We start from the raw sequence: 20,361 nt of genomic DNA, 5'->3' as shown, positions 1-20,361 counted from the left end.
CTCACCACCACCTGTTCGGCCGCGCCACAAAGCCAGCCCTTTCCTCGATCGCCAACCCCGCGTTCAACACAGTCTGCTCATCCAGCGCCTTGCCGATAATCTGCAAGCCGATCGGTAGCCCCGCCGCGTCCAGCCCGCCCGGCACCGCCATCGCCGGCAGCCCCGCCAGCGAAGCCGGCACGGTGAACACGTCATTGAGATACATGGCGAGCGGATCAGCCTGCTTCTCGCCCAGCGCAAAGGCGGCGCTAGGAGCGGTCGGGGTCAGCAGCAGGTCGCATTGCTCGAACGCCTGCTCGAAATCGCGGGCGATGAGGGCGCGCACCTTCTGCGCCTGCGTATAATAAGCGTCGTAGAAGCCGGCCGACAGCACATAGGTGCCGATCATGATGCGGCGCTTGACCTCCGGCCCGAAGCCGGCGGCGCGGGTCGCGGCATACATGTCCTGCAAGCCCGCCCCGTCGGGCAGATCCCGCTGCCCATAGCGAACGCCATCATAGCGGGCGAGGTTGGAGGAGGCTTCGGCCGGCGCGATGATATAATAGGTCGGCAGCGCATATTGGGTGTGCGGCAGCGACACCTCCACCACCTTCGCGCCCGCATCCCTCAGCCACTCGATCCCGCGATCCCACAGCGCGGCGATCTCGGAATTGAGGCCATCGGGGCGATATTCCTTCGGGATGCCGACCGTCTTGCCGCGCAGGTCGCTCGACAGGTTCGCTTCCCACTGCGGCACGGGCAGATCGAGGCTGGTCGAATCCTTGGGATCGAAGCCGGACATCACCTCCAGCAGGATCGCATTGTCGCGCACCGTCCGCGCCATCGGCCCCGCCTGGTCGAGCGAAGAGGCAAAGGCGACGATGCCCCAGCGCGAACAGCGGCCATAGGTCGGCTTGATGCCGGAAATGCCGGTGAAGGCGGCGGGCTGGCGGATCGATCCGCCGGTGTCGGTGCCGGTCGCCGCCGGGCAGAGCCGCGCCGCGATCGCCGACGAGGAACCACCCGAAGAACCGCCCGGCGCAAGCGCGGCATTGCCACCATCCTTGCGCCGCCAGGGCGAAATCACATTGCCATAATAGCTGGTTTGGTTGGACGAGCCCATGGCGAACTGGTCGAGGTTGAGCTTGCCCAGCATCCCCGCGCCCGCCGCCCACAGCTTGCCCGATACGGTCGACTCATAGGTCGGCACAAAGCCTTCGAGCATGTGCGAAGCCGCGGTCGTCTGGACGCCCTGCGTGCAGAACAGATCCTTCATCCCGATCGGCACGCCGGCAAGAGCGCCCAGCGGCTCGCCCGCCGCCTTCGCCCGATCGGCGGCGTCGGCGGCATCCAGCGCTTTTTCCGGCGTCTCGACGATGAAGGCATTGAGAGCCTTGGCTACCGCGACATTGGCGTTGAACGCCTCGGCCACTTCGCGCGCGGAAAAATCCCCGGCGCGGAAGCCGTCGCGGATGTCGGCTACGGTGAGATCAGTGAGATTGGTCATGGAAAAACTTCCGTTCGCCCTGAGCCTGTCGAAGGGCCGCACTTTTCTTCGGAGCAAGGACTGGGCTTCGACAGGCTCAGCCCGAACGGGTGGAGCGCCTTATTCGATCACCTTGGGCACCGCAAAAAACCCATGCTCGGCCTGGGGCGCATTCGCCAGCACCTTCTCGCGGACATTGCCGTCGGTCACGACATCGTCGCGCAGCCGTTGATGGTTGGGAATGACGGCAGTCATCGGCTCTACGCCGGTCACGTCCACCTCGCCCAGTTGCTCCACCCAGCCAAGGATGTTGTTGAGTTCGGGCACCATCGCCTCGGCCTCGGCCTCGGTCACCGAAATGCGCGACAGGCTGGCGATCTTTTTCACGGTCTGAAGGTCTATCGACATGGGCCGCCGCTACCACCCGCGCCCGCGCGCTTCAAGCGGCATTCGCGCCCTTGCGCGGGACGTGCGCCTGCGCCAGACAGTGGCGCGGACGGTGGCCTTTCGCCCCGCCGGTTTGGAGAGACGGCACGGTGGCGCGGAAATTCCTCTATGTGGTGGCGGGCCTCATCGTTCTGGTGATCGCCGCGCTGCTCGCCTATCGGGTCTGGGGCAACGCCCTCATCCGCATGGTGATGGTGCCGCGCGAGCCCTTCCAGCAGCTCCAACCGCTGCCCGCCGATGCCTATGTCGATGCCGGCATGTGGATCGCCCGGCCGGATATCGTGACGAATAATCCCGCCCTCTGGACGCCGGCGGGCGTCGCTCCGCCTACTGCCAGCGCGCCCAAGGCCGCGATCTTCTTCATCCATCCGACCAGCTATATCACGACCTTCGGCGACGCCCACTGGAACGCGCGGCTCGATGACAAGGACAGCGCCGCCACCGCGATGCGTTTCGTCATGGGGCAGGCCAGCGCCTTCAACGCCGCCGGCGCGGTGTGGGCGCCGCGCTATCGCCAGGCCAATTATGGCGCTTTCCTGACCGACAAGCCCGCCGGCGACCAGGCGCTCGCCGCCGCCTATCTTGACGTGGCCCAGGCGTTCGCCGCTTTCCTGAAAGCCAATCCCACCGGCCCGCTGATCCTCGCCGGGCACAGTCAGGGCACGCGCCACCTGCTGCAGCTGCTGCGTGAACAGGTGGCGGGCAAGCGGGTCGCGGACCGGGTCGCGGCCGTCTATGCGGTCGGCTGGCCGGTGTCGGTGGAGGCTGACCTGCCCGCGCTCGGCCTGCCCGCTTGCGCGCGGCGCGACCAGGCGCATTGCATCGTCAGCTGGCAAAGCTATGCCGAACCGGCCGATCCGTCCGCCGTGGTCGAGACGTTCGAGCGCAACAGCGGCTATACCGGCCGTCCGCGCAAGGGCACGCACATGCTCTGCACCAATCCGATCACCGGCGCCTTCAACGGCGCTGCCCCCGCCAGCGCGAACAAGGGCACGCTGGATGCGCGCGAGGAAGGAAAGCCGCCCAAGCTGCTGACGGGCATCGTCCCGGCGCGCTGCGACACCAGCGGCGTGCTGATGATCGGCGAACCGGTCGACATGGGGCCGTTCACCCTGCCGGGCAACAATTACCATGTCTATGACTATAGCCTCTTCTGGGGCAATGTGCGGGAGGATGCGAAAAAAAGGCTGGCGGCGTTCCTGAAAGAGTGACAGGGCCGCCCTGTCCATGCCTCTCGTCACCACCGACCGCGCCGCCTTCCGCGACGCCCTGCCCCAAGGCGGCCGGCTGATCGGGATGGATGTCGGGACCAAGACGATCGGCCTTGCCCTGTGCGACGCTGGCTGGTCGATCGCCAGCCCCGCCTACACCGTCGCGCGCACGAAGTTCGGCAAGGACAAGATCGGCCTTGCCGCCTTCATCGCGCAGCAGCAGGTCAAGGGCATCGTCATCGGCCTGCCGCTCAATCTCGACGGCAGCAGTTCGCCCCGCGCGCAGGCCAGCCGCGCCTTCGCCCACAACATCGCCGACCTGGGGCTACCGATCCTGCTTTGGGACGAACGCTGGTCCACCCAGGCCGTCACCCGCACCCTGCTGGAAGCCGACGCCAGCCGCGCCCGCCGCGACGAATTGGTGGACAAGCTCGCGGCCAGCTACATCCTGCAAGGCGCGATCGATGGGCTGGTCGCGGGTCTTTGACCGGACGGCAGGCGCCGTGCCTCACCTTGCCAGATTAACCCCTATGCTTCGGGGTCGCGACATTCCGCACAAAGGCGACGGCCCGGCCTTACACCTTCGGACGCCGGCACATCCCAGGGCATAAGTCCGCACCTACCGGGATCGCCCCCGATCAGAATTTGAAGGTGACGCCGCCATTCACATGCTGCTGGCCGTTGCTGCCGGAAAACTCTGCGTCGCCGTTGACGAACAGCGACACGCTGGCCGAGATCGCGACGTTCAGCCCGCCACCGACATGCGGCACCGTTTCCCGCCGTTCGACGCCGGCGACGCTGTAGGTCGCGCCGACGCTAGCAATCCCGCCGGTCGCGCCGATCGCGTCTCCCTCCAGCATGTGCCGCACGCCAATGGACACCCAAGGCCGCAGGCTTTGGGTGCCCGGCGCTTCCAGCTTCAAGTCGGCGCCGAGAAAGGTGGCGTCATATTTCTGCTTTGACACATCAAGCGCAAAGGCGCCGCCACCCGTTTCGCGCGCTGCGCCGCGATCCACGCTGATATGCGTGAGGCCGAGCTGCGGCCCAACTCGCCAGCCATCGCGGATATCCCAGCCATAGCCGACCCAGCCGTCAATCGTCATACCGTGCAGTTTATACCGGCTGCGCGCCGAGCTGCCGCCGACAAGGTTGCGCACCGTGTCCGCCTTGGCCCGGTCGAACAAGATCGTCGCGCCGGCCGACAGGCCGCCCGCCGCATAATGGACCCGACCGCCCAAGAACATGCCGTCGGCGTCGTTGCGCGCGCCGATAGCGCCCAAACGCTGTTTGCTATCGCTCCGCCCGACGAACAGAGCGGCGCCCACAGTATTGTTGCCATAGCCCACGCCGCCCAGATAGCCGCTGCTGTCCACATCGGCCTGTGCCACGCCGCGCCGGTCGGGGGCGAAGGTGCGCCAATTGCCGTAAGCCTGACCGAAGGTGAACAGCCCGCCTTCTTCGCTCAGCCCCGCCATCCGCACGGACCGCAGCGCGCCGGCTATCGCAAGGCCGTTCTCGATCCCGATCTGCGCCGCCGACGCATAAGGCTCCGGGCTCAGCGTCGATAGCGCAGCCGCGCTGGCGTAGCCATCTGCGCCCACCATGCGCGGAAATGCAGCGAGAATGCCCGGCGTTGCTTTGCCGTCCAGCAGAAGATCGTTGAGATAGTCCCTGGTCTGTTCCGCCTGTGCCGACGCACTGCCGCTGAACAGGAACAAGCCTACGAGGTCGATCTGTTTCGCCCCGAAGGACAGAATGCCCGCTATCTGATCGTCCCGCATGATGTTGGTGCCGAAGCTGCCGCTGATGCCATTGCTTGCGCGCACGATCGTATAGACGCCGGGCGTCAGCGGACGACTGCCGGTCAGCGTCAGCGCGGCGCCGTCCGCGATCGTCAGCGATCCGTTGACGATCAGCGCATCACTGACCGTCGGCGTGAACTCGAACAGGGTGTTAGACCCTGCGTTCAACGTGACATTTCCGTTGACGGTCATCGTGCCGGGGGAAGCGCCGGGCGCCAGCGTCCCGCTGACGTTCACCGCCCCGTTGACCGTGCCCGCCGACGCGAAGGTCGCCCCCTGGGGCACGTTGATCGCCCCGATGATGGTCGAATTGGCAAGGCTGGTCAGTTGACTGCCCTGACCGAAAACGATCGCGCCATTGATCGTGCCCGCATTCACCACCTGGTTCAGCCCGTTGGTGAGGTCGAGCCCGCCGAGGATCGTGCCGTTGTTGACCAGTAAATTGGTCCCACCGGAAAAAGTCACCGCGACCGGCCCGGCGGTCTGCAACGTCTGCCCCGCGCTCAAGGTCAACGCCGCGTCACGCAGGAACAGCGTCTCGTCCGCAAATGCCCCGTCGGTCGTGACCGTGCCGGTGCCGGTAACGAGCTTGCTCTCGAAATTGACGAACCGGGCAAGCAGCGCGTTGCCCAGCAAGCCGCCGCCGTTGATGTCGATGATGGCGGCATCCGTGCCCTCACCCCCGTCGATGGTGCCGGTCAGCCCGCCGCCGATATTGTGCGTCACGCTGTCATTGCCGGCCCGCAGATAGACGTCACCCTCGATCCGGCCGGCGTTGACGAGCATGTCGTCCATGTCGCCAAGATCGACCGATCCGATGATGACGCCGGTCGATCGGTTGGTCAGCGTATCGATCGAGCCGAAGGTCTGCACCGCGCCCGCCATGAAAGTGCCGGCCAGATCGATGTCATCGAAGTAGAAATCGAACTCGGTATCGCCATCTATCGTTCCGCCGGCATTGCCGCGGATCGTGCCCGCATTGTCGAGCATCAGCTTGTCCGCGGCGACCACGACGGCGATCGAACCCGTGCCTGAATAGGCGTCGGGCACAATGCGGGGCGTGTCGTCCGGCTCCCAAGAGCGCCCGACATAGGAGGTCGCGCCGTTGGCCGAGATCGTCGCGCCAGCTTCATTGACGATCGACACCGCGCTTGCGCCGTCGCCGCCCAGCGACACCCCCAAGCCCGCCACCGGAATCAATTCGGCGGGCGTATCCTCGTCGATCGCGGCGGAATAGCCCGCACCGCCATCGGCGCTGATCACGCCGCGATTGACGATGCTGATCGCGCTGACCGGCGGGGCAGATTCGCCTTCCAGCCCCTCTTCGGTATAGGAACCGATCGTCAGGCCGGACGACAACAACCCGCTGCCGACGATCGATCCGTCATTGACGACGCGAATCGCCTGATCCGCGCGAGAATAGGCGTCGATCTCCAGCGCTGTCGCCTCGGCCCCCGCTTCAGGGTCGCCGATGGTGCCGCTGTTCGCCACATCGATGGCCAAAGCCCGGCTGCTGACTGTCGCACCCCAGATCGATCCGCTGTTGGTCAGGCTGAAGCTCTCCTGACTGGTCTGGGCGGGATAGCCTTGATCGTCGAACCCGTCGATCTTGCCCGGCTGAGAGACGCTCAGATAGCCGTTGATCGATCCGGTGTTCGTCATCGTGACCCGGGACGCCGCCAACGATGCCAACACACTACCGTTCATCGTGCCACTATTCACGATCGACGCATCGTCGGCGTTCGCGCTGCGGGGGTATTCCAGACTATAGCGCGGCCCGACTATCAGGCGTGCTGCGCCATAGGACGGGTTGGCCGCATCGATCCGCCCCGAATTTGCAAAGCTGAAGCTGCGCGTGTCGGCAACTATGCTGACCCCGCCAGCGATCTGCCCGCTATTGTCGAAGCTGTTGAAGGCCAAGGTTCCGGTGGCGATCAGCTTGTCGATTGCCACAGCGTACCAATCCGACCCCCCGAATACATTCTGCGGCGCCGGGACCGCTGTGATCGTCCCGCTGTTGCGGAACGTGAAGCCCGCCGCGTCGCTGGCTTGAATACGGACAACCGGCCGATAAAGATCATAGCCGTTGATGGTGCCCTGATTGTCGATCTCACGCGCATAGCCCCCAACGCCACGCGCCAACGTCCCGCGATTGACGAAGGCCAGCGTCGATCCCGCGCCGAGCGCATTGGTGGGATCGGCCGCGCTGCCCAATGTTACCGAGGTAATCCCTGTCGCGCCTGCCTCGTTTAGCGTGATCGAATTCACGATCGTGCCGTCCCCGGCAAGGATCAGCGGCTGTGTCTGCGACCGCTGGCCGGCGAGGGTCAGGACAGTGTGGGCGCCATAGGCGGCAAAGCCGAGCTGCTCGAACCCGTCGGGCGGCGTCGCGTCGGCGTCTAGCGTGACCGTGGCGCTGGCGTCATAGGCCCAGACGAATGTGTCGCTGCCCGTCAGCGTCTCGATACTGCCGGTTACGCCGGTGAGGCCGCCCAGCGCGATGAGGATATCGTCATTCTTGGTGAGCGTGAGATTGCCGTTCAGCGTGCCGCCGCGATTGATGAAGACGCTCGTCCCAAAGTCGTAGGCAAAACCGTAAGGGTCGTAACGCAGCGCGACGTCGCCTTCGATCGTTCCTTCGTTGCGAAGCACGCTGCCGCTGCTGAGTTGAACCGCGCTGAACCCTGCCGCCCCGGCGATCAGACCGTTCGCCTGATTCCACAGGCTGGTCGGGCTGTTATATTGCGTGCTACTTACCGCCTGTGCAGCGCTGCTGCGCAGGACGCCGTTGTTGGTTACGAACGCCGAATCGTAAAGGGACACTGCACTGCCCTGCGTGTCGATCCGACCGCTGTTGGTGATCCGGCCAGACGCGAATATCCCGATCGACCGGGCGCCTCCAGAGATTTGCTCGATCACGCCGGTGTTGCGGATTTCGGCTTCCGTGTTGTTGGATGAGAAGCTCCTGAGGCCGAACGCGCCGCTCAACTGGATCGTACCGTTGTTGACGATCAGGCCGCCTCCGTTGGCGATGCCAGTAAGGTAGGGGTAGCTGACGGACCCTGCTTGCCCGACCGTTACGACGATGACGCCTTCATTGGTGAAGCTGCTGCCATCGCTCAGAACGATCGCAGTCCCGTTGCTATAGCTGACCGGCGGCGTCTCGACGAACAGGATCCGTCCGGTGTTCGTCATGGCGATGGCGTTTGCCGGCACCTGATCCTCACCGTTCAATCTGATTGCCGTGGCGGTCAGATCGAACATGGTCCTAGTCGTGTCGCCTGTAAATTCGCCGGTCAGCACGACCTTGCCCGATCCCGCCAGCCCGACGCCGATATTGCTCGGCCCATCAAGGGTCAGCGTCGCGTCGTTTGCAAGCTGATAGGAAAGTTTCTTGAAAATGCCCTTGAGTTCGGGCGTTGTCACCGTGTCTGCGTCAATAATGTACCGAAGCGTCTCGTCCCCGCTGCCCGTTACCCGCCCCGTAAGGCCGGCAAACTCCCCGGGGCCGTCATTGACGAGCGACGTCGCGAACATGTCGTAGCCAGAGCCGAGATAGATGTCGCCGTTGACCATGCTGCCCGACAGCGCGGCAAAAATGTTGCCGCTAGACAGATTATATGGCCGGCTGCCCAGATTGACGTCGCCGTTAACGATGCCCGCGTTGACGATATACGCCCCTGCGATATCGGTATTGGATGGCGCAGCGATGCCGGCAGTTCCACCCGTGATGACTCCGCCGGCCTGGTTGAAGAGCGTTCCATACCAACCAACTTCCAGCCCTGTGCCGGCTGACGATATGGTGCCGCTGTTGACCAGCGTTCCCTGGACCAGGCGCACACCGGCGGTCGCGCCTTCAATCGTGCCGCTGTTGGACGATTCGTTATAAAGGACATCGACGCCGACGCCCGCGATGGATCGGATCGTGCCGCTATTGTCGAACCCCGCCCAGGCGCGCAGGGCGGTGCCCTTGGCCGTGATCGTGCCGCTGTTGACGATGCGGGTCGATCCCGCCACACCACCGCCGCCAATAGCGGTTATGGTCCCGCTATTGTCGAACAGCGATGCGCTGCCGAAACTGACCGCGTAGGTGCTTGGGTCCGTCAGGCGCGCAACGATCGTTCCCGAATGGGCTACCTCGAAGCCGCTGCTGTTATAAAGTCCGTCCATCAGCGCAGGGCCTTGCGTGTCGATCGAACCAGCAAGAAGGAACCTGTTGGCCGACGCGTCCGAGCCGTGATCGCCGCTGGACAATGTCAAAGCGGTCGTGGACGCATAGCTTTCCGACAGGGTCAGGGTCGAGCCGCCGCTTACCGACAGCCTGAGTGTCTCGAACGTGTCGGGCAGAACGATACCGCGGTCCAGCACCCTATCTTCCTCGAAGCTGAAGAGCAGGGTGTCGACGCCCCCGCCGGCATCAACCCGGCCGGTCACAGTCCCGAATGGCTGATCGACATTGGCGGCCCCCACGATGAACGTGTCATTGCCGCTGCCCAGCAGGACGTCGCCCTCTATGGTTCCGCCGATGTTGTAAATGGACGAGCCATTGTCGCCGCCCACGACGTTGCCCTTGATCGTGCCCTGATTGTCGAGAAACAGCGAGCCCGATGTGCGGATGGCATCGCCCCCGCTCAAAATAGTCCCTTCATTGGTGATGTAGAGCGAATCTCTGGCATCAATGGCGGTGTGATTGGCGACGATGCTGCCGCCTTCCCCGTTCACAATCGTAAGATTGCGACCGCTGATCGCGCGCCCCATTCCTTCGGCCAGAATTGCGCCGTCATTATAGACGTTCGCGCTTCCCCTGAAGCCAAGCGTATCGGCCGCACCGCTCGCGCGGATGGTGCCGCTGTTGCTTATGTAGCTTTGAAAGCCGAAATTGGACTGGCCCGGTTCGCTCGTGACGGCGCTCAGCGCGCCACCGTCGATCATGCCTTCATTGATGATCGAGTCCACGCGTCCCTGGATCGCGCCGATGGCCCCGTCCGCCCGATTTATGATGGACGAGAAATAGGCCCGGCCGTCATCGCTGCCCCGAACCGCAATGCCGCCGGTGCTGCTTTCGATGACGCCGCCATTGTCCAGCTCGACCGCTGTTCGAAGATATTCCAATTCATAGCCGGTGGAGCCGTTGGAGCGGGGTCTCTGTAAGTCAATCGCCGTCGGCCCAGTGATGCGGCCCGTGGACGATACGGTGATAGTTGCTTCGGTCCAGCCGTAATTGCCAAAGGACATCAGAGCGATAGCACTGGACGTCCCACCGCCGACGTTGCCGTCGATCTGCAGTGTCGTCGGCGCGACCTGGCTATATGGCGAGTATGACCGCTCGATGCGAATGCTGATGGCGGCGTCGGCGGCAGCAACGGTGGCGCCCTGCTCGACCAGCAGTTCCGCACCCCCACCGCGAACCACGATCCGCGATGTCTCCGTGCCCGAACAGCTTATCCGCTCGCCGGGCTGGGCGGGATTGGGGCTGCACGCCGCTTGCGCAACGCCAGGCGCCATCATGGTCAAACAGATTGCGGACGACAGCAACAGAGACGCGCGACGAGCCTCGCCGCAACGCGACGTGTTAACGATAGACATAAACCCCCAAATCCCTCCCAAACATTCGAGGTACAGCTAATTGAAAACCAACCACTTGAATAGATGAATTGTTTTCGCTGGATTATTCTGATGCGCGGCGCTGCTCGACGGTCTCATCTTTTGCCGCTTGCGACCGCTCCGTCCGCCGGGCTAAAGCGTCCGGCATGATCCTCGTCATCGACAATTATGACAGCTTCACCTGGAACCTCGTCCATTATCTCATGGAGCTGGGCGCGCAGGTGGAGGTGGTACGCAACGACGCCATCTCCGCCGGCCAGGCGCTGTCCACCGGGGCCAAGGCGTTCCTGCTTTCGCCCGGCCCCTGCACCCCCAATGAGGCGGGCGTCAGCCTCGACCTCGTCGCCGCCTGCGCCGACGCCGGCGCGCCGCTGCTGGGCGTGTGCCTCGGCCATCAGGCGATCGGCCAGCATTTCGGCGGCAAAGTGGTGCGCGGCGGGCTGATGCACGGCAAGACCTCGCCGGTCCGCCATGACGGTACCGGCCTGTTCGCCGGCATCCCCTCGCCTTTCACCGCAACCCGCTATCATTCGCTGATCGTCGAGGATATCCCCGACAGCCTGATCGTCAACGCGACCAGCGAGGACGGATCGGTCATGGCCTTCCGCCACGCAACTCTTCCCATTCACTCGGTGCAATTCCACCCGGAAAGCATCGCCACCGACTATGGGCATGAGATGCTGGCGAATTTCATGGGCGTAGCCGGCCTTCCGGTGCGGACGCGCGAAGCCGCCTGATCGGTTGCCTCTCGACTCTCCCGCCCGGCACGGCATAAGGCGGCGGCGATGACCCGCCTGCCCGATCCATCGACCCCGCTCGACGCTGAAGAAGCCGCCCGCGCCTTCGACCTGCTGTTCGACGCCGAGCTGCCCGAAGCGGACATTGCCGCCTTTCTCGTCGCCATGGCGCGGCGCGGCGAGACCGCGACGGAGATCGCCGCCGCCGCCAAGGCGATGCGCGCGCGCATGGTTCGCGTGGCAGCGCCCGACGGTGCGATCGACGTGTGCGGCACCGGCGGCGACGGGCACCATACGCTCAATGTCTCCACCGCCGTCTCCCTCGTCGTCGCGGCGGCGGGCGTGGCTGTGGCCAAGCATGGCAACCGCGCCGCATCCTCCAAGGCCGGGGCTGCCGATACGCTCGAAGCGCTGGGCCTGAACCTCGACAAGGCAGCGGCAACGGCGGAGGCGACCCTCGCCGACCTCGGCATCTGCTTCCTCTTCGCGCAGAATTATCACCCGGCGCTGAAACGCCTCGCCCCTATCCGCCGGGCAATCGGCGAGCGCACCATCTTCAACCTCATGGGTCCGCTCGCCAACCCCGCCCGCGTCCGCCGGCAGTTGATCGGCATCGCGCGCCCCGCCTATGTCCCCATCTACGCGCAGGCGCTTTCCGACTTGGGCGTCGATCATGCGATGATCGTATCGGGCGACGAGGGGCTGGACGAACTGTCGCTCGCGGGCGGCAACGACGTGGCGGAAGTGACCGCCGACGGCCTTGTCGCCATGCGCCGCCTGACCGCCGCCGACCTCGGCCTATCGACCCACCCGGTCGAGGCGATCCGGGGCGGGGATGCCGCGCACAATGCCGCGGCCCTGCGCGCGCTGCTCCAGGGTGAACCTGGCCCCTATCGCGACGCCGTGCTGCTGAACGCCTCCGCCGCCCTGCTGGTCGCCGGAGCCGTCCCCGACCTGCGCGAGGGCGTGGAGGAAGCCGCCGAAACCATCGATCGCGGCCTTGCCAACGCGCTTCTGAATTGCTGGATAGCCTATCCATGAACAAGCTCACCGAAATTTGCGACTATAAGCGCGAGGATGTGGCCCGGCGCAAGGCGGCGACCAGCATCGCCGACCTGCAAGACCGCGCCGCCGGCCAGACTCCGCCCCGCGGTTTCCGCCGCGCGCTCGACGCAGCCGCTGCAACCGGCTTCGGCCTCATCGCGGAGGTCAAGAAAGCCAGCCCGTCCAAGGGCCTGATCCGCCCCGATTTCGATCCCCCCGCCCATGCCGCCGCCTATCAGGCCGGCGGCGCGGCCTGCCTCTCGGTTCTCACCGACGAACCCTATTTTCAGGGGCATGACGATTATCTGGTCGCCGCCCGCGCCGCCTGCGCGATCCCGGTGCTGCGCAAGGATTTCCTGGTCGACCCCTGGCAGGTGCTGGAAAGCCGGGCATTGGGCGCGGACGCGATCCTCATCATCGTCGCGGCGCTCGACGACGGGCAGATGCGCGAGATCGAGGACGCTGCCCTCGGTCTCGGCATGGACGCACTCATCGAAGTGCATGACGAAGCCGAACTGGAGCGCGCGCTCGCGCTACGCTCGCGCCTCATCGGCGTCAACAACCGCGACCTGCGCGACTTCTCAGTGGACTTCGCCCGCACCTACGAACTGGTCGGGAAAGCGCCCGAAGGCTGCACCTTCGTCGCCGAAAGCGGCCTCACCGGCCCCGCCGATCTCACCGCCATGGCCGACCATGGCGTGCGCTGCTTCCTCGTCGGCGAAACGCTGATGCGGCAAACCGATGTCGAGGCTGCCACCCGCACGCTGCTGACCGGCGCATGACCGGCCTCACCCATCTGGACGAAGACGGCGCGGCCCGGATGGTCGATGTCGGAGCCAAGGCGACCACGGCGCGCGAAGCCGTAGCCTCCGGCCGCATCGACATGAGCCCGGAGGCCGCCACCGCCATCGCACAGGGCCTGGTCAAGAAAGGCGACGTGCTCGCCGTCGCGCGCGTCGCCGGCATCATGGCGGCCAAGCGCACCGCCGACCTCATACCCCTCTGCCACCCGATCGCGCTCAGCGCCGTCGCGCTCGATTTCGCGCTGGACGATAAAGGGGTGACCGTCACCGCCACCGCCCGCACCGCCGGCCAGACGGGGGTCGAGATGGAGGCGCTCACCGCCGCCTCGGTCGCGCTGCTCACCATCTACGACATGGCGAAAGCGCTCGATAAAGCCATGGTCATCGGCAACGTCCGGCTGGAGGCCAAGACCGGCGGCAAGTCGGGCGACTGGCGGCGCACCCCATGAGCCTGCTCCCGGTCGCCGAAGCGCAGGCGCGGCTGCTCGCGCTCGCCGTGCCGATGCCGGTCGAGACCGTGCCGATCGCGCAAGCGGCGGGCCGCTGGCTAGCGGACGACCTAAGGGCGCTGCGCGACCAGCCCTGGGCCGATCTTTCGGCGATGGACGGCTATGCGGTGCGCGCGGCCGACTATCCCGGCCCCTGGCGCGTGACGCAGGAAAGCGCCGCCGGCGCGTCCACCCTCTTGCCCGTCTGTCGCGGCGAAGCCTGCCGTATCTTTACCGGCGCGCCGCTGCCGCCGGGCGCGGACGCCATCCTGATCCAGGAAAACGCCACCCGCGTCGGCGACCGCCTGACCGCCAGCGATGATCCGCTCCCCGCAGGCCGCCATATCCGCCCCGCCGCTTCCGATTTCGCGACCGGCGCGACCCTGCTGGAGGCTGGCGCCCATCTCGGCCCGACCCAGATCGCGCTCGCGGTCCTCGCCGGCCATGGCGCGCTGCCGGTCCGCCGCCCCCCGCGCGTGGCGATCCTGTCCACCGGCAACGAGCTTGTCCCGCCCGGCGCGCCGACCCCGCCCGGCTTCCTTCCCTCGTCCAACGCGCCGATGCTGGCCGCGTTGCTCGCCGCCCTCCCCAGCGACGTCACCGATCTCGGCATCGTCCCCGACGATCTTGAGGCCATGATCGCCGCGCTGGAGAGCGCCCGCTACGCCGATATCATCGTCACGACCGGCGGCGCGTCGGTCGGCGATCATGACCTCGTCCGCCCGGCCTTTGCGGCGGCAGGAGGCACGCTGGATTTCTGGAAGATAAGGATGCGCCCCGGCAAGCCGCTGATGGCCGGCCGGCTGGACAAGGCGCTCTTCATAGGTCTGCCTGGCAATCCGGTGTCCGCCTTCGTCACCGCCACGCTGTTCCTGCTGCCGCTGGTGCGCCACCTGTCCGGCGCGGCCCAGCCGCTTCCGCCAACCAGCGAAGCGCCGCTCGCCGCCCCGCTCCCGGCCACGGGCGAGCGCGACGAGTATCTGCGCGCCTTCCGCACGGGCGAGGGCATCGTTTCCGTCACCTCGCAGGACAGCGCCGCCACAGCCGCCATGGCGCGCGCCGACTGCCTGATCCTGCGTCCCGCCGGATCACCCCCGGCGCAGGCGGGCGACCGGGTAATGATCCTGCCGCTGGCCTGAGCCTGCCGGCGTGGAAAGCCGTTGACTAATCCGCATGTGTTTCCTATGCGTTCCTCATACGTTCCATGGAGGACCGCGATGTTGACGCCCAAGCAGCAGGAATTGCTGAGCTTCATCCAGACCCAGCTTGAGGAGGGCGGTGTGTCGCCGTCGTTCGAGGAGATGAAGGACGCGCTCGACCTGCGCTCGAAATCGGGCATTCACCGGCTCATCAACGCGCTGGAGGAGCGCGGCTTCATCCGCCGCCTGCCCAATCGCGCCCGCGCGCTCGAAGTGCTGAAACTGCCCGAGGCGATGCACCGCGCGCCCGCGCCTGTGGTGCCGCTGAAGCCCAAGGCCGCGCCGGCTATGCCGATCGCCGCCAACGACGTGATCGAAATCCCGCTGCACGGTCGCATCGCCGCCGGCGTGCCGATCGAGGCAATGGAGGGGCAGACGATGCTCTCCGTTCCCGCCGCCCTGCTCGGCGCGGGCGACCATTATGCGCTCGAAGTGTCGGGCGACTCGATGGTCGAGGCCGGCATACTCGATGGCGACTTCGCCCTCATCCAACGCACCGAAGTCGCGCGCGAGGGGCAGATCGTCGTTGCGCTGATCGACGAGGCCGAAGCCACGCTCAAATATTTCCGCCGCGAAGGCGCCAAGGTCCGGCTCGACCCCGCCAACGCCGCTTACGAACCGCAAATCTACGACCCGCGCCAGGTCCGCATCCAGGGCAAGCTTGCCGGGCTGCTGCGCCGCTATAACTGACAAAGGAAACCTATAACCCCTTGTTCCCCGGTGAAAGCCGGGGATCAGGGTCCGAGGCGCTATACTTGGACCGTCGCGCCGGCCGAACAATCCACGGATGCGCGTCGCCGGGCCTTGTGACGGTGTGAACTTCGCCCCGGGACAGGTCGATCGACAGTCCCCCCGTCCGCGCCAGCAACCGCCGATCGACCTTCAGCCAGCGCGGCCGGCACCAGCGCGGCAGCCGCCTGTCGCTGACCACGATATCCGCCGCCGCGCAATCGCGCGCAAAACGCGCCCGCTCGATCAGCATGTCGCTCCGCGTCATGAGCAGCCGCCAGCGCCGCCCGCCCCGCTCCAGCGCCAACGCGCAGAGATCGGTCGAGCAGCGCGCCGTCGGGAGATCGGCAATGGCGCTCAGTTCGCCCTCATATCCCGCAGTCTCCGCCAGCACGTCGCGCACATAATCGCCCGCCCGCTCGCGCAACAGCGCCATCCCCGCCCCACTCCGCACCGCGACATGCTGCCCGTCACCCGTCACCACTATGTCGGGCGCGGGCGTCAGCATCGCCAGCCCCATGCCGATCCCGACCGGCGCCAATCCCGCCCAGCGCACCCCCGTCCGCCACAACAAGCACCAAAGCAGCCCGCCGGTGATCATCGCGAACAGCGCCACCGGCATCGCCGGCGCGACCATGGTCGCCATCGGGCTCGCCCCCACGCCATGGGCGATCAGCAACAGCAGATTGAGCGCCTGCTCCGTCCCCCACCAAAAAGGCGCGCCCAGTCCTACGACATCGAACAGCAAAGCCAACGCCTCCAGCGGCATGACAACGAAGGTGGTGAGCGGGATCGCCACCAGATTGGCGATTGCGCCCAGCATCCCCGCCTTGTGGAAATGAAACAGCGCAATCGGCATCAGCACCAGTTCGACCGCCACGCCGGTCGCCAGCGTGACCGCCAGCATCCGCGCGGCTTTCCGCCCCATCCCCTCGTCCCGCGCAGCGGCAAAGGCGCGAAAGCGCGGATGCTCCGCCAGCGCCACGATCGCCGTCACCGCCGCGAAGCTCATCTGGAAGCTCGGCCCGACCAGCGCCTCCGGCCATACCACCAAAACAATCAGCGCACCTGTCGCCACCAGCCGCAGCGTTACCGCATCGCGCCCCATCGCCATACCGCCCAACACCAGCAGCGCCGCCACGCAGGACCGCACCGTCGGCACCTCCGCCCCCGTCAGCCAGGTGTAGAAAATCCCCGCCAGCGCGCCCCCGGCTCCGGCGATCAGCATCAGCGGCAGCCCCAACGCCGCCCGCCGGCTCAGCGCCAACACCCGCAACAACAGAAATATCACCGCCCCGATCAGCGCCGTCACATGCAACCCGCTGATCGACAGCAGATGCGCCAGCCCGCTGCGCCGCATCGCTTCAGCGTCCGCCTCGCTGATCGCGCCTTGATCCCCGGTGGCGAGCGCGACGGCGATCCCCTCCGCCGGCCCATCCGTCTGCGCGCGGATATGGTCGAACAACCGCGCCCGCAGCGGCGGCGCGGCAGTCGAAGCGCGCAGCACCGCCACGGGTTTGAGCGCCTTGCCCGTCGCCCCGATCCCCTGAAAATAGGCGCGCGCGGCAAAATCATAGCCGCCCGGCACGCTCGGCGGCGCGGGCGGCATCAGCCGTGCCCGGAAACGGATCAGCGCGCCCTCGCCCAATCCATCTGGCATGTCAGCTTTAGCGATGTTGACCCGGACCACCGCAGGCAGCGTCGGCGCATCCACCGGGCGCAGCATCACCCGCACCATCTGCTGCGCCGGCACTGGCCGCACCGACTCAACCGCGCCCGTCATCTGCACGAAGACGGGCCGAGCGAGCGGCGGTTGCCCCAGCAGCGCCGCCTTCCCCCACACCAGCAGGCACCCCGCGCAGGCCAGCACCCCGCCCACCGCCACCATCCGCCGCAGCCGCGCGCCATCGGGCATCAGCGCACCGAGGCAAGCCAAGCCAAGAACCGCACAACAAAAAGCCAGCCAGGCCATGGGGTTGGGCAGCAGGAACCAGCCGGCGATCCCGGCGCCCATCGCCATGGGCGCCCACAGGCCGATCTGCTCGCGCTCCCGCTCCAGCCAGGCTTCGACCGTGCCAAAGCCCGCCCGCGCCCACGCCGCCCCCTTCCCCAGAGGGGATGTTTGTCGCGGCGCAAAAGCCATGCTAGGGGGCGTCGCATCCATGGGTCGGCAGGACGAATGTCAAAGAATATGACGGGAAGTGCAACGGGAATGAACAAGCCGGTCGTGACCCGTTTCGCCCCGTCCCCCACGGGCTATCTCCATATCGGCGGCGCGCGCACCGCGCTCTTCAACTGGCTGTTCGCCCGCCACCATGGCGGCAAGTTTCTGCTGCGGATCGAGGATACCGACCGCGCCCGCTCGACCGATGACGCAGTCGCAGCAATTTTCGACGGCCTTGAATGGCTGGGCCTGGCCGGCGACGAACCGCCGGTGTTCCAGTTCGCGCGCACCCCGCGCCATGCCGAAGTCGCCAACCAGCTTCTCGCCGCCGGCCACGCCTATAAATGCTATGCCACGCCCGAGGAACTGGCCGACCTGCGCGAGCAGCAGCGCGCCGCCAAGCAGCCGCTGCGCTATGACGGCCGATGGCGCGACCGTGACCCCAGCGAAGCCCCCGAAGGCGCGCCCTTCGTCATCCGCATCAAGGCGCCGCGCGAGGGCGAGACCGTGATCGAGGATGCGGTGCAGGGCCGGGTCGTCGTCCAGAACAGCGAACTGGACGACATGATCCTGCTCCGCTCGGACGGCACGCCCACCTACATGCTGGCGGTCGTCGTGGACGATCATGACATGGGCGTCACCCATGTGATCCGGGGCGACGATCATCTCAACAATGCCTTCCGCCAGCTCAGCATAATCAAGGCGATGGGCTGGGACGAGCCGACCTATGCCCATATTCCCCTTATCCACGGGTCGGACGGCGCGAAACTGTCGAAGCGCCACGGCGCGCTCGGCGTGGACGCCTATCGTGACGAAATGGGGATGCTGCCCGAAGCGGTGCTCAACTATCTGCTGCGTCTCGGCTGGGGCCATGGCGACGAGGAGATCATCCCCATCGCCCGCGCGATCGAGCTGTTCGACATCGACGGTGTCGGCCGCTCGCCCTCGCGCTTCGACATCAAGAAGCTCGAAAATCTGAACAGCCATTATCTGCGCGAAGCGGAAGACGCGCGCCTTGCCGACCTCGTCGCCCCCAGGGTGGAGGCTCGCCTTGGTCTCACTCTCACCAACGACCAGCGCGCCACCCTGACCGCCGCGATGGCCTCGCTCAAACCCCGCGCCAAGACGCTTAACGAAATTGCCGAGGGCGCAGAATTTCTGTTCAAAAGTTACCCACTGGATTTTGACGAGAAGGCGTCGGCTCTGCTAGACGATGGCGCGCGCGCGCTGCTGGTCCAGACGGCCGACGCTCTCCAGCCCGTCCAGCCCTGGACGGTCGAAGCGATCGAGGAAGCGATACGCCGCGTGGCGGAGGATGCCGGCCTGGGGCTGGGCAAGGTGGCGCAGCCGCTTCGTGCGGCGCTCACCGGCCGCACCACCTCGCCGGGCATTTTCGATGTCCTCTTCCTGCTCGGAAAAGAGGAAAGCTTGGAAAGACTGGCCGCCGCAGGGCACGCGACGGCCGGCTGATGGCACACAAGGAGAACAATATGTCGGATAGCACTGCCAAATTGACGATCGGAGAGGCCACGCAGGACTATCCCGTCCTGGACGGAAGCGTCGGTCCGCAGGTGATCGACATCCGAAAGCTCTACGCCAACACCGGCATGTTCACCTATGATCCCGGCTTCACCTCGACGGCCAGCTGCGATTCCGGCCTGACCTACATCGATGGCGACCAAGGCATCCTGCTGCATCGCGGCTATCCGATCGACCAGCTGGCCGAAGGGTCGAGCTTCATGGAGGTCTGCTACCTGCTGCTGAACGGCGAACTGCCCTCCGCCGGGGAGCTGGAAGACTTCACCCGCACCATCACCCGTCATACGATGGTGCATGAACAGCTCACGACCTTCTACCGCGGTTTTCGGCGCGACGCGCACCCGATGGCGATCATGTGCGGCGTGGTGGGCGCGCTATCGGCCTTCTATCACGACTCGACCGACATCAACGATCCCGAACAGCGCAAGATCGCCAGCCACCGGCTGATCGCCAAAATGCCGACGATCGCGGCGATGGCCTATAAATATTCGGTGGGCCAGCCCTTCGTCTACCCGCGCAACGACCTCTCTTACACCGCCAATTTCCTGCGCATGACCTTCTCGGTCCCGGCGGAAGAATATGTCGTCGATCCGGTGATCGTCGACGCAATGGACAAGATCTTCATCCTCCACGCCGACCATGAGCAGAACGCCTCGACTTCGACCGTCCGGTTGGCCGGTTCGTCGGGCGCCAACCCCTTCGCCTGCATCGCGGCGGGCATTGCCTGCCTCTGGGGTCCGGCGCATGGCGGCGCGAACGAAGCCGCGCTCAACATGCTGCGCGAGATCGGCACGGTCGATCGCATCCCCGAATATATCGCCCGCGCCAAGAACAAGGACGATCCGTTCCGCCTGATGGGCTTCGGCCACCGCGTCTACAAGAATTACGATCCGCGCGCGACCGTGATGCAGAAGACCGCGAAGGACGTGCTGGAGAAGCTGGGCGTCAACGATCCGGTGTTCGACGTCGCGCGCGAGCTGGAGCAGATCGCGCTCAACGATCCCTATTTCATCGAAAAGAAGCTCTACCCCAATGTGGACTTCTATTCGGGCGTGATCCTGTCGGCCATCGGCTTCCCGACCGAAATGTTCACCGTGCTCTTCGCCCTCGCCCGCACCGTCGGCTGGGT

At 66.0% G+C, this 20,361-nt stretch carries 14 protein-coding genes; 10 read left to right on the top strand and 4 right to left on the bottom strand.

Annotation, left to right across the window (positions count from 1 at the left end):
• Window position 1: 1 nt before the first annotated feature.
• Together gatA and gatC are read right to left on the bottom strand one after the other, a co-directional pair.
• Window positions 2-1,486 carry an Asp-tRNA(Asn)/Glu-tRNA(Gln) amidotransferase subunit GatA gene (gatA, locus tag V2B31_RS15590; protein ID WP_328280169.1) on the bottom strand — a complete coding sequence of 495 codons (1,485 nt, stop codon included), beginning with the start codon at window positions 1,484-1,486 and terminating at the stop codon, window positions 2-4.
• 99 nt (window positions 1,487-1,585) lie between these two features.
• Window positions 1,586-1,873, bottom strand: coding sequence for an Asp-tRNA(Asn)/Glu-tRNA(Gln) amidotransferase subunit GatC (gatC, locus tag V2B31_RS15585; RefSeq protein ID WP_328280166.1), 288 nt, complete (start codon window positions 1,871-1,873; stop codon window positions 1,586-1,588).
• 128 nt (window positions 1,874-2,001) lie between these two features.
• Between gatC and V2B31_RS15580 the strand changes: the two genes are divergently transcribed.
• Window positions 2,002-3,123: a DUF3089 domain-containing protein gene (locus V2B31_RS15580; RefSeq protein ID WP_328280162.1), complete on the top strand. Its 1,122-nt coding sequence runs from the start codon at window positions 2,002-2,004 to the stop codon at window positions 3,121-3,123.
• 16 nt (window positions 3,124-3,139) lie between these two features.
• Window positions 3,140-3,610 (top strand): Holliday junction resolvase RuvX, encoded by a 471-nt coding sequence (gene ruvX, locus V2B31_RS15575; RefSeq protein WP_328280158.1) that lies wholly within the window; start codon window positions 3,140-3,142, stop codon window positions 3,608-3,610.
• Between the two features lie 151 nt (window positions 3,611-3,761).
• On the opposite strand, the gene V2B31_RS15570 is transcribed toward ruvX, so the two are convergent.
• Window positions 3,762-10,433, bottom strand: a complete 6,672-nt coding sequence (locus V2B31_RS15570) for an autotransporter domain-containing protein (protein ID WP_328280154.1) — start codon at window positions 10,431-10,433, stop codon at window positions 3,762-3,764.
• Window positions 10,434-10,675: 242 nt separating this feature from the next.
• Between V2B31_RS15570 and V2B31_RS15565 the strand changes: the two genes are divergently transcribed.
• From V2B31_RS15565 to lexA, 6 genes are all read left to right on the top strand, one after another.
• A complete protein-coding gene (locus tag V2B31_RS15565; protein ID WP_328280151.1) occupies window positions 10,676-11,266 on the top strand; it encodes an anthranilate synthase component II in 591 nt (196 codons plus the stop codon).
• Window positions 11,267-11,314: 48 nt separating this feature from the next.
• Window positions 11,315-12,307 carry an anthranilate phosphoribosyltransferase gene (gene trpD, locus V2B31_RS15560; protein WP_328280148.1) on the top strand — a complete coding sequence of 331 codons (993 nt, stop codon included), beginning with the start codon at window positions 11,315-11,317 and terminating at the stop codon, window positions 12,305-12,307.
• Window positions 12,304-13,092, top strand: a complete 789-nt coding sequence (gene trpC / locus V2B31_RS15555) for an indole-3-glycerol phosphate synthase TrpC (RefSeq protein WP_328280143.1) — start codon at window positions 12,304-12,306, stop codon at window positions 13,090-13,092. The genes trpD and trpC overlap by 4 nt, the downstream gene beginning before the upstream one ends.
• On the top strand, window positions 13,089-13,562 hold the full coding sequence (moaC, locus tag V2B31_RS15550) for a cyclic pyranopterin monophosphate synthase MoaC (RefSeq protein ID WP_328280140.1): 474 nt from the start codon (window positions 13,089-13,091) through the stop codon (window positions 13,560-13,562). The genes trpC and moaC overlap by 4 nt, the downstream gene beginning before the upstream one ends.
• Entirely contained in the window at window positions 13,559-14,740 is a 1,182-nt protein-coding gene (locus V2B31_RS15545; RefSeq protein ID WP_328280135.1) for a molybdopterin molybdotransferase MoeA, read from the top strand. The genes moaC and V2B31_RS15545 overlap by 4 nt, the downstream gene beginning before the upstream one ends.
• 78 nt (window positions 14,741-14,818) lie before the next feature.
• A complete protein-coding gene (lexA, locus tag V2B31_RS15540; RefSeq protein ID WP_328280132.1) occupies window positions 14,819-15,490 on the top strand; it encodes a transcriptional repressor LexA in 672 nt (223 codons plus the stop codon).
• Between the two features lie 10 nt (window positions 15,491-15,500).
• Here the strand turns inward: lexA and V2B31_RS15535 are convergent, their stop codons facing one another.
• A complete protein-coding gene (locus V2B31_RS15535) occupies window positions 15,501-17,672 on the bottom strand; it encodes a ComEC/Rec2 family competence protein (RefSeq protein ID WP_328280128.1) in 2,172 nt (723 codons plus the stop codon).
• Between the two features lie 69 nt (window positions 17,673-17,741).
• Between V2B31_RS15535 and gltX the strand changes: the two genes are divergently transcribed.
• Window positions 17,742-19,163: a glutamate--tRNA ligase gene (gene gltX / locus V2B31_RS15530; RefSeq protein WP_328280124.1), complete on the top strand. Its 1,422-nt coding sequence runs from the start codon at window positions 17,742-17,744 to the stop codon at window positions 19,161-19,163.
• 20 nt (window positions 19,164-19,183) lie between these two features.
• The coding region (gltA, locus tag V2B31_RS15525) for a citrate synthase (protein ID WP_328280122.1) at window positions 19,184-20,361 on the top strand (1,178 nt) is incomplete at its 3' end.

It is taken from the genome of Sphingobium sp. (assembly GCF_036170395.1).
Taxonomy (GTDB): Bacteria; Pseudomonadota; Alphaproteobacteria; order Sphingomonadales; family Sphingomonadaceae; genus Sphingobium.
This window is presented reverse-complemented; position numbering and strand designations above follow the sequence as displayed.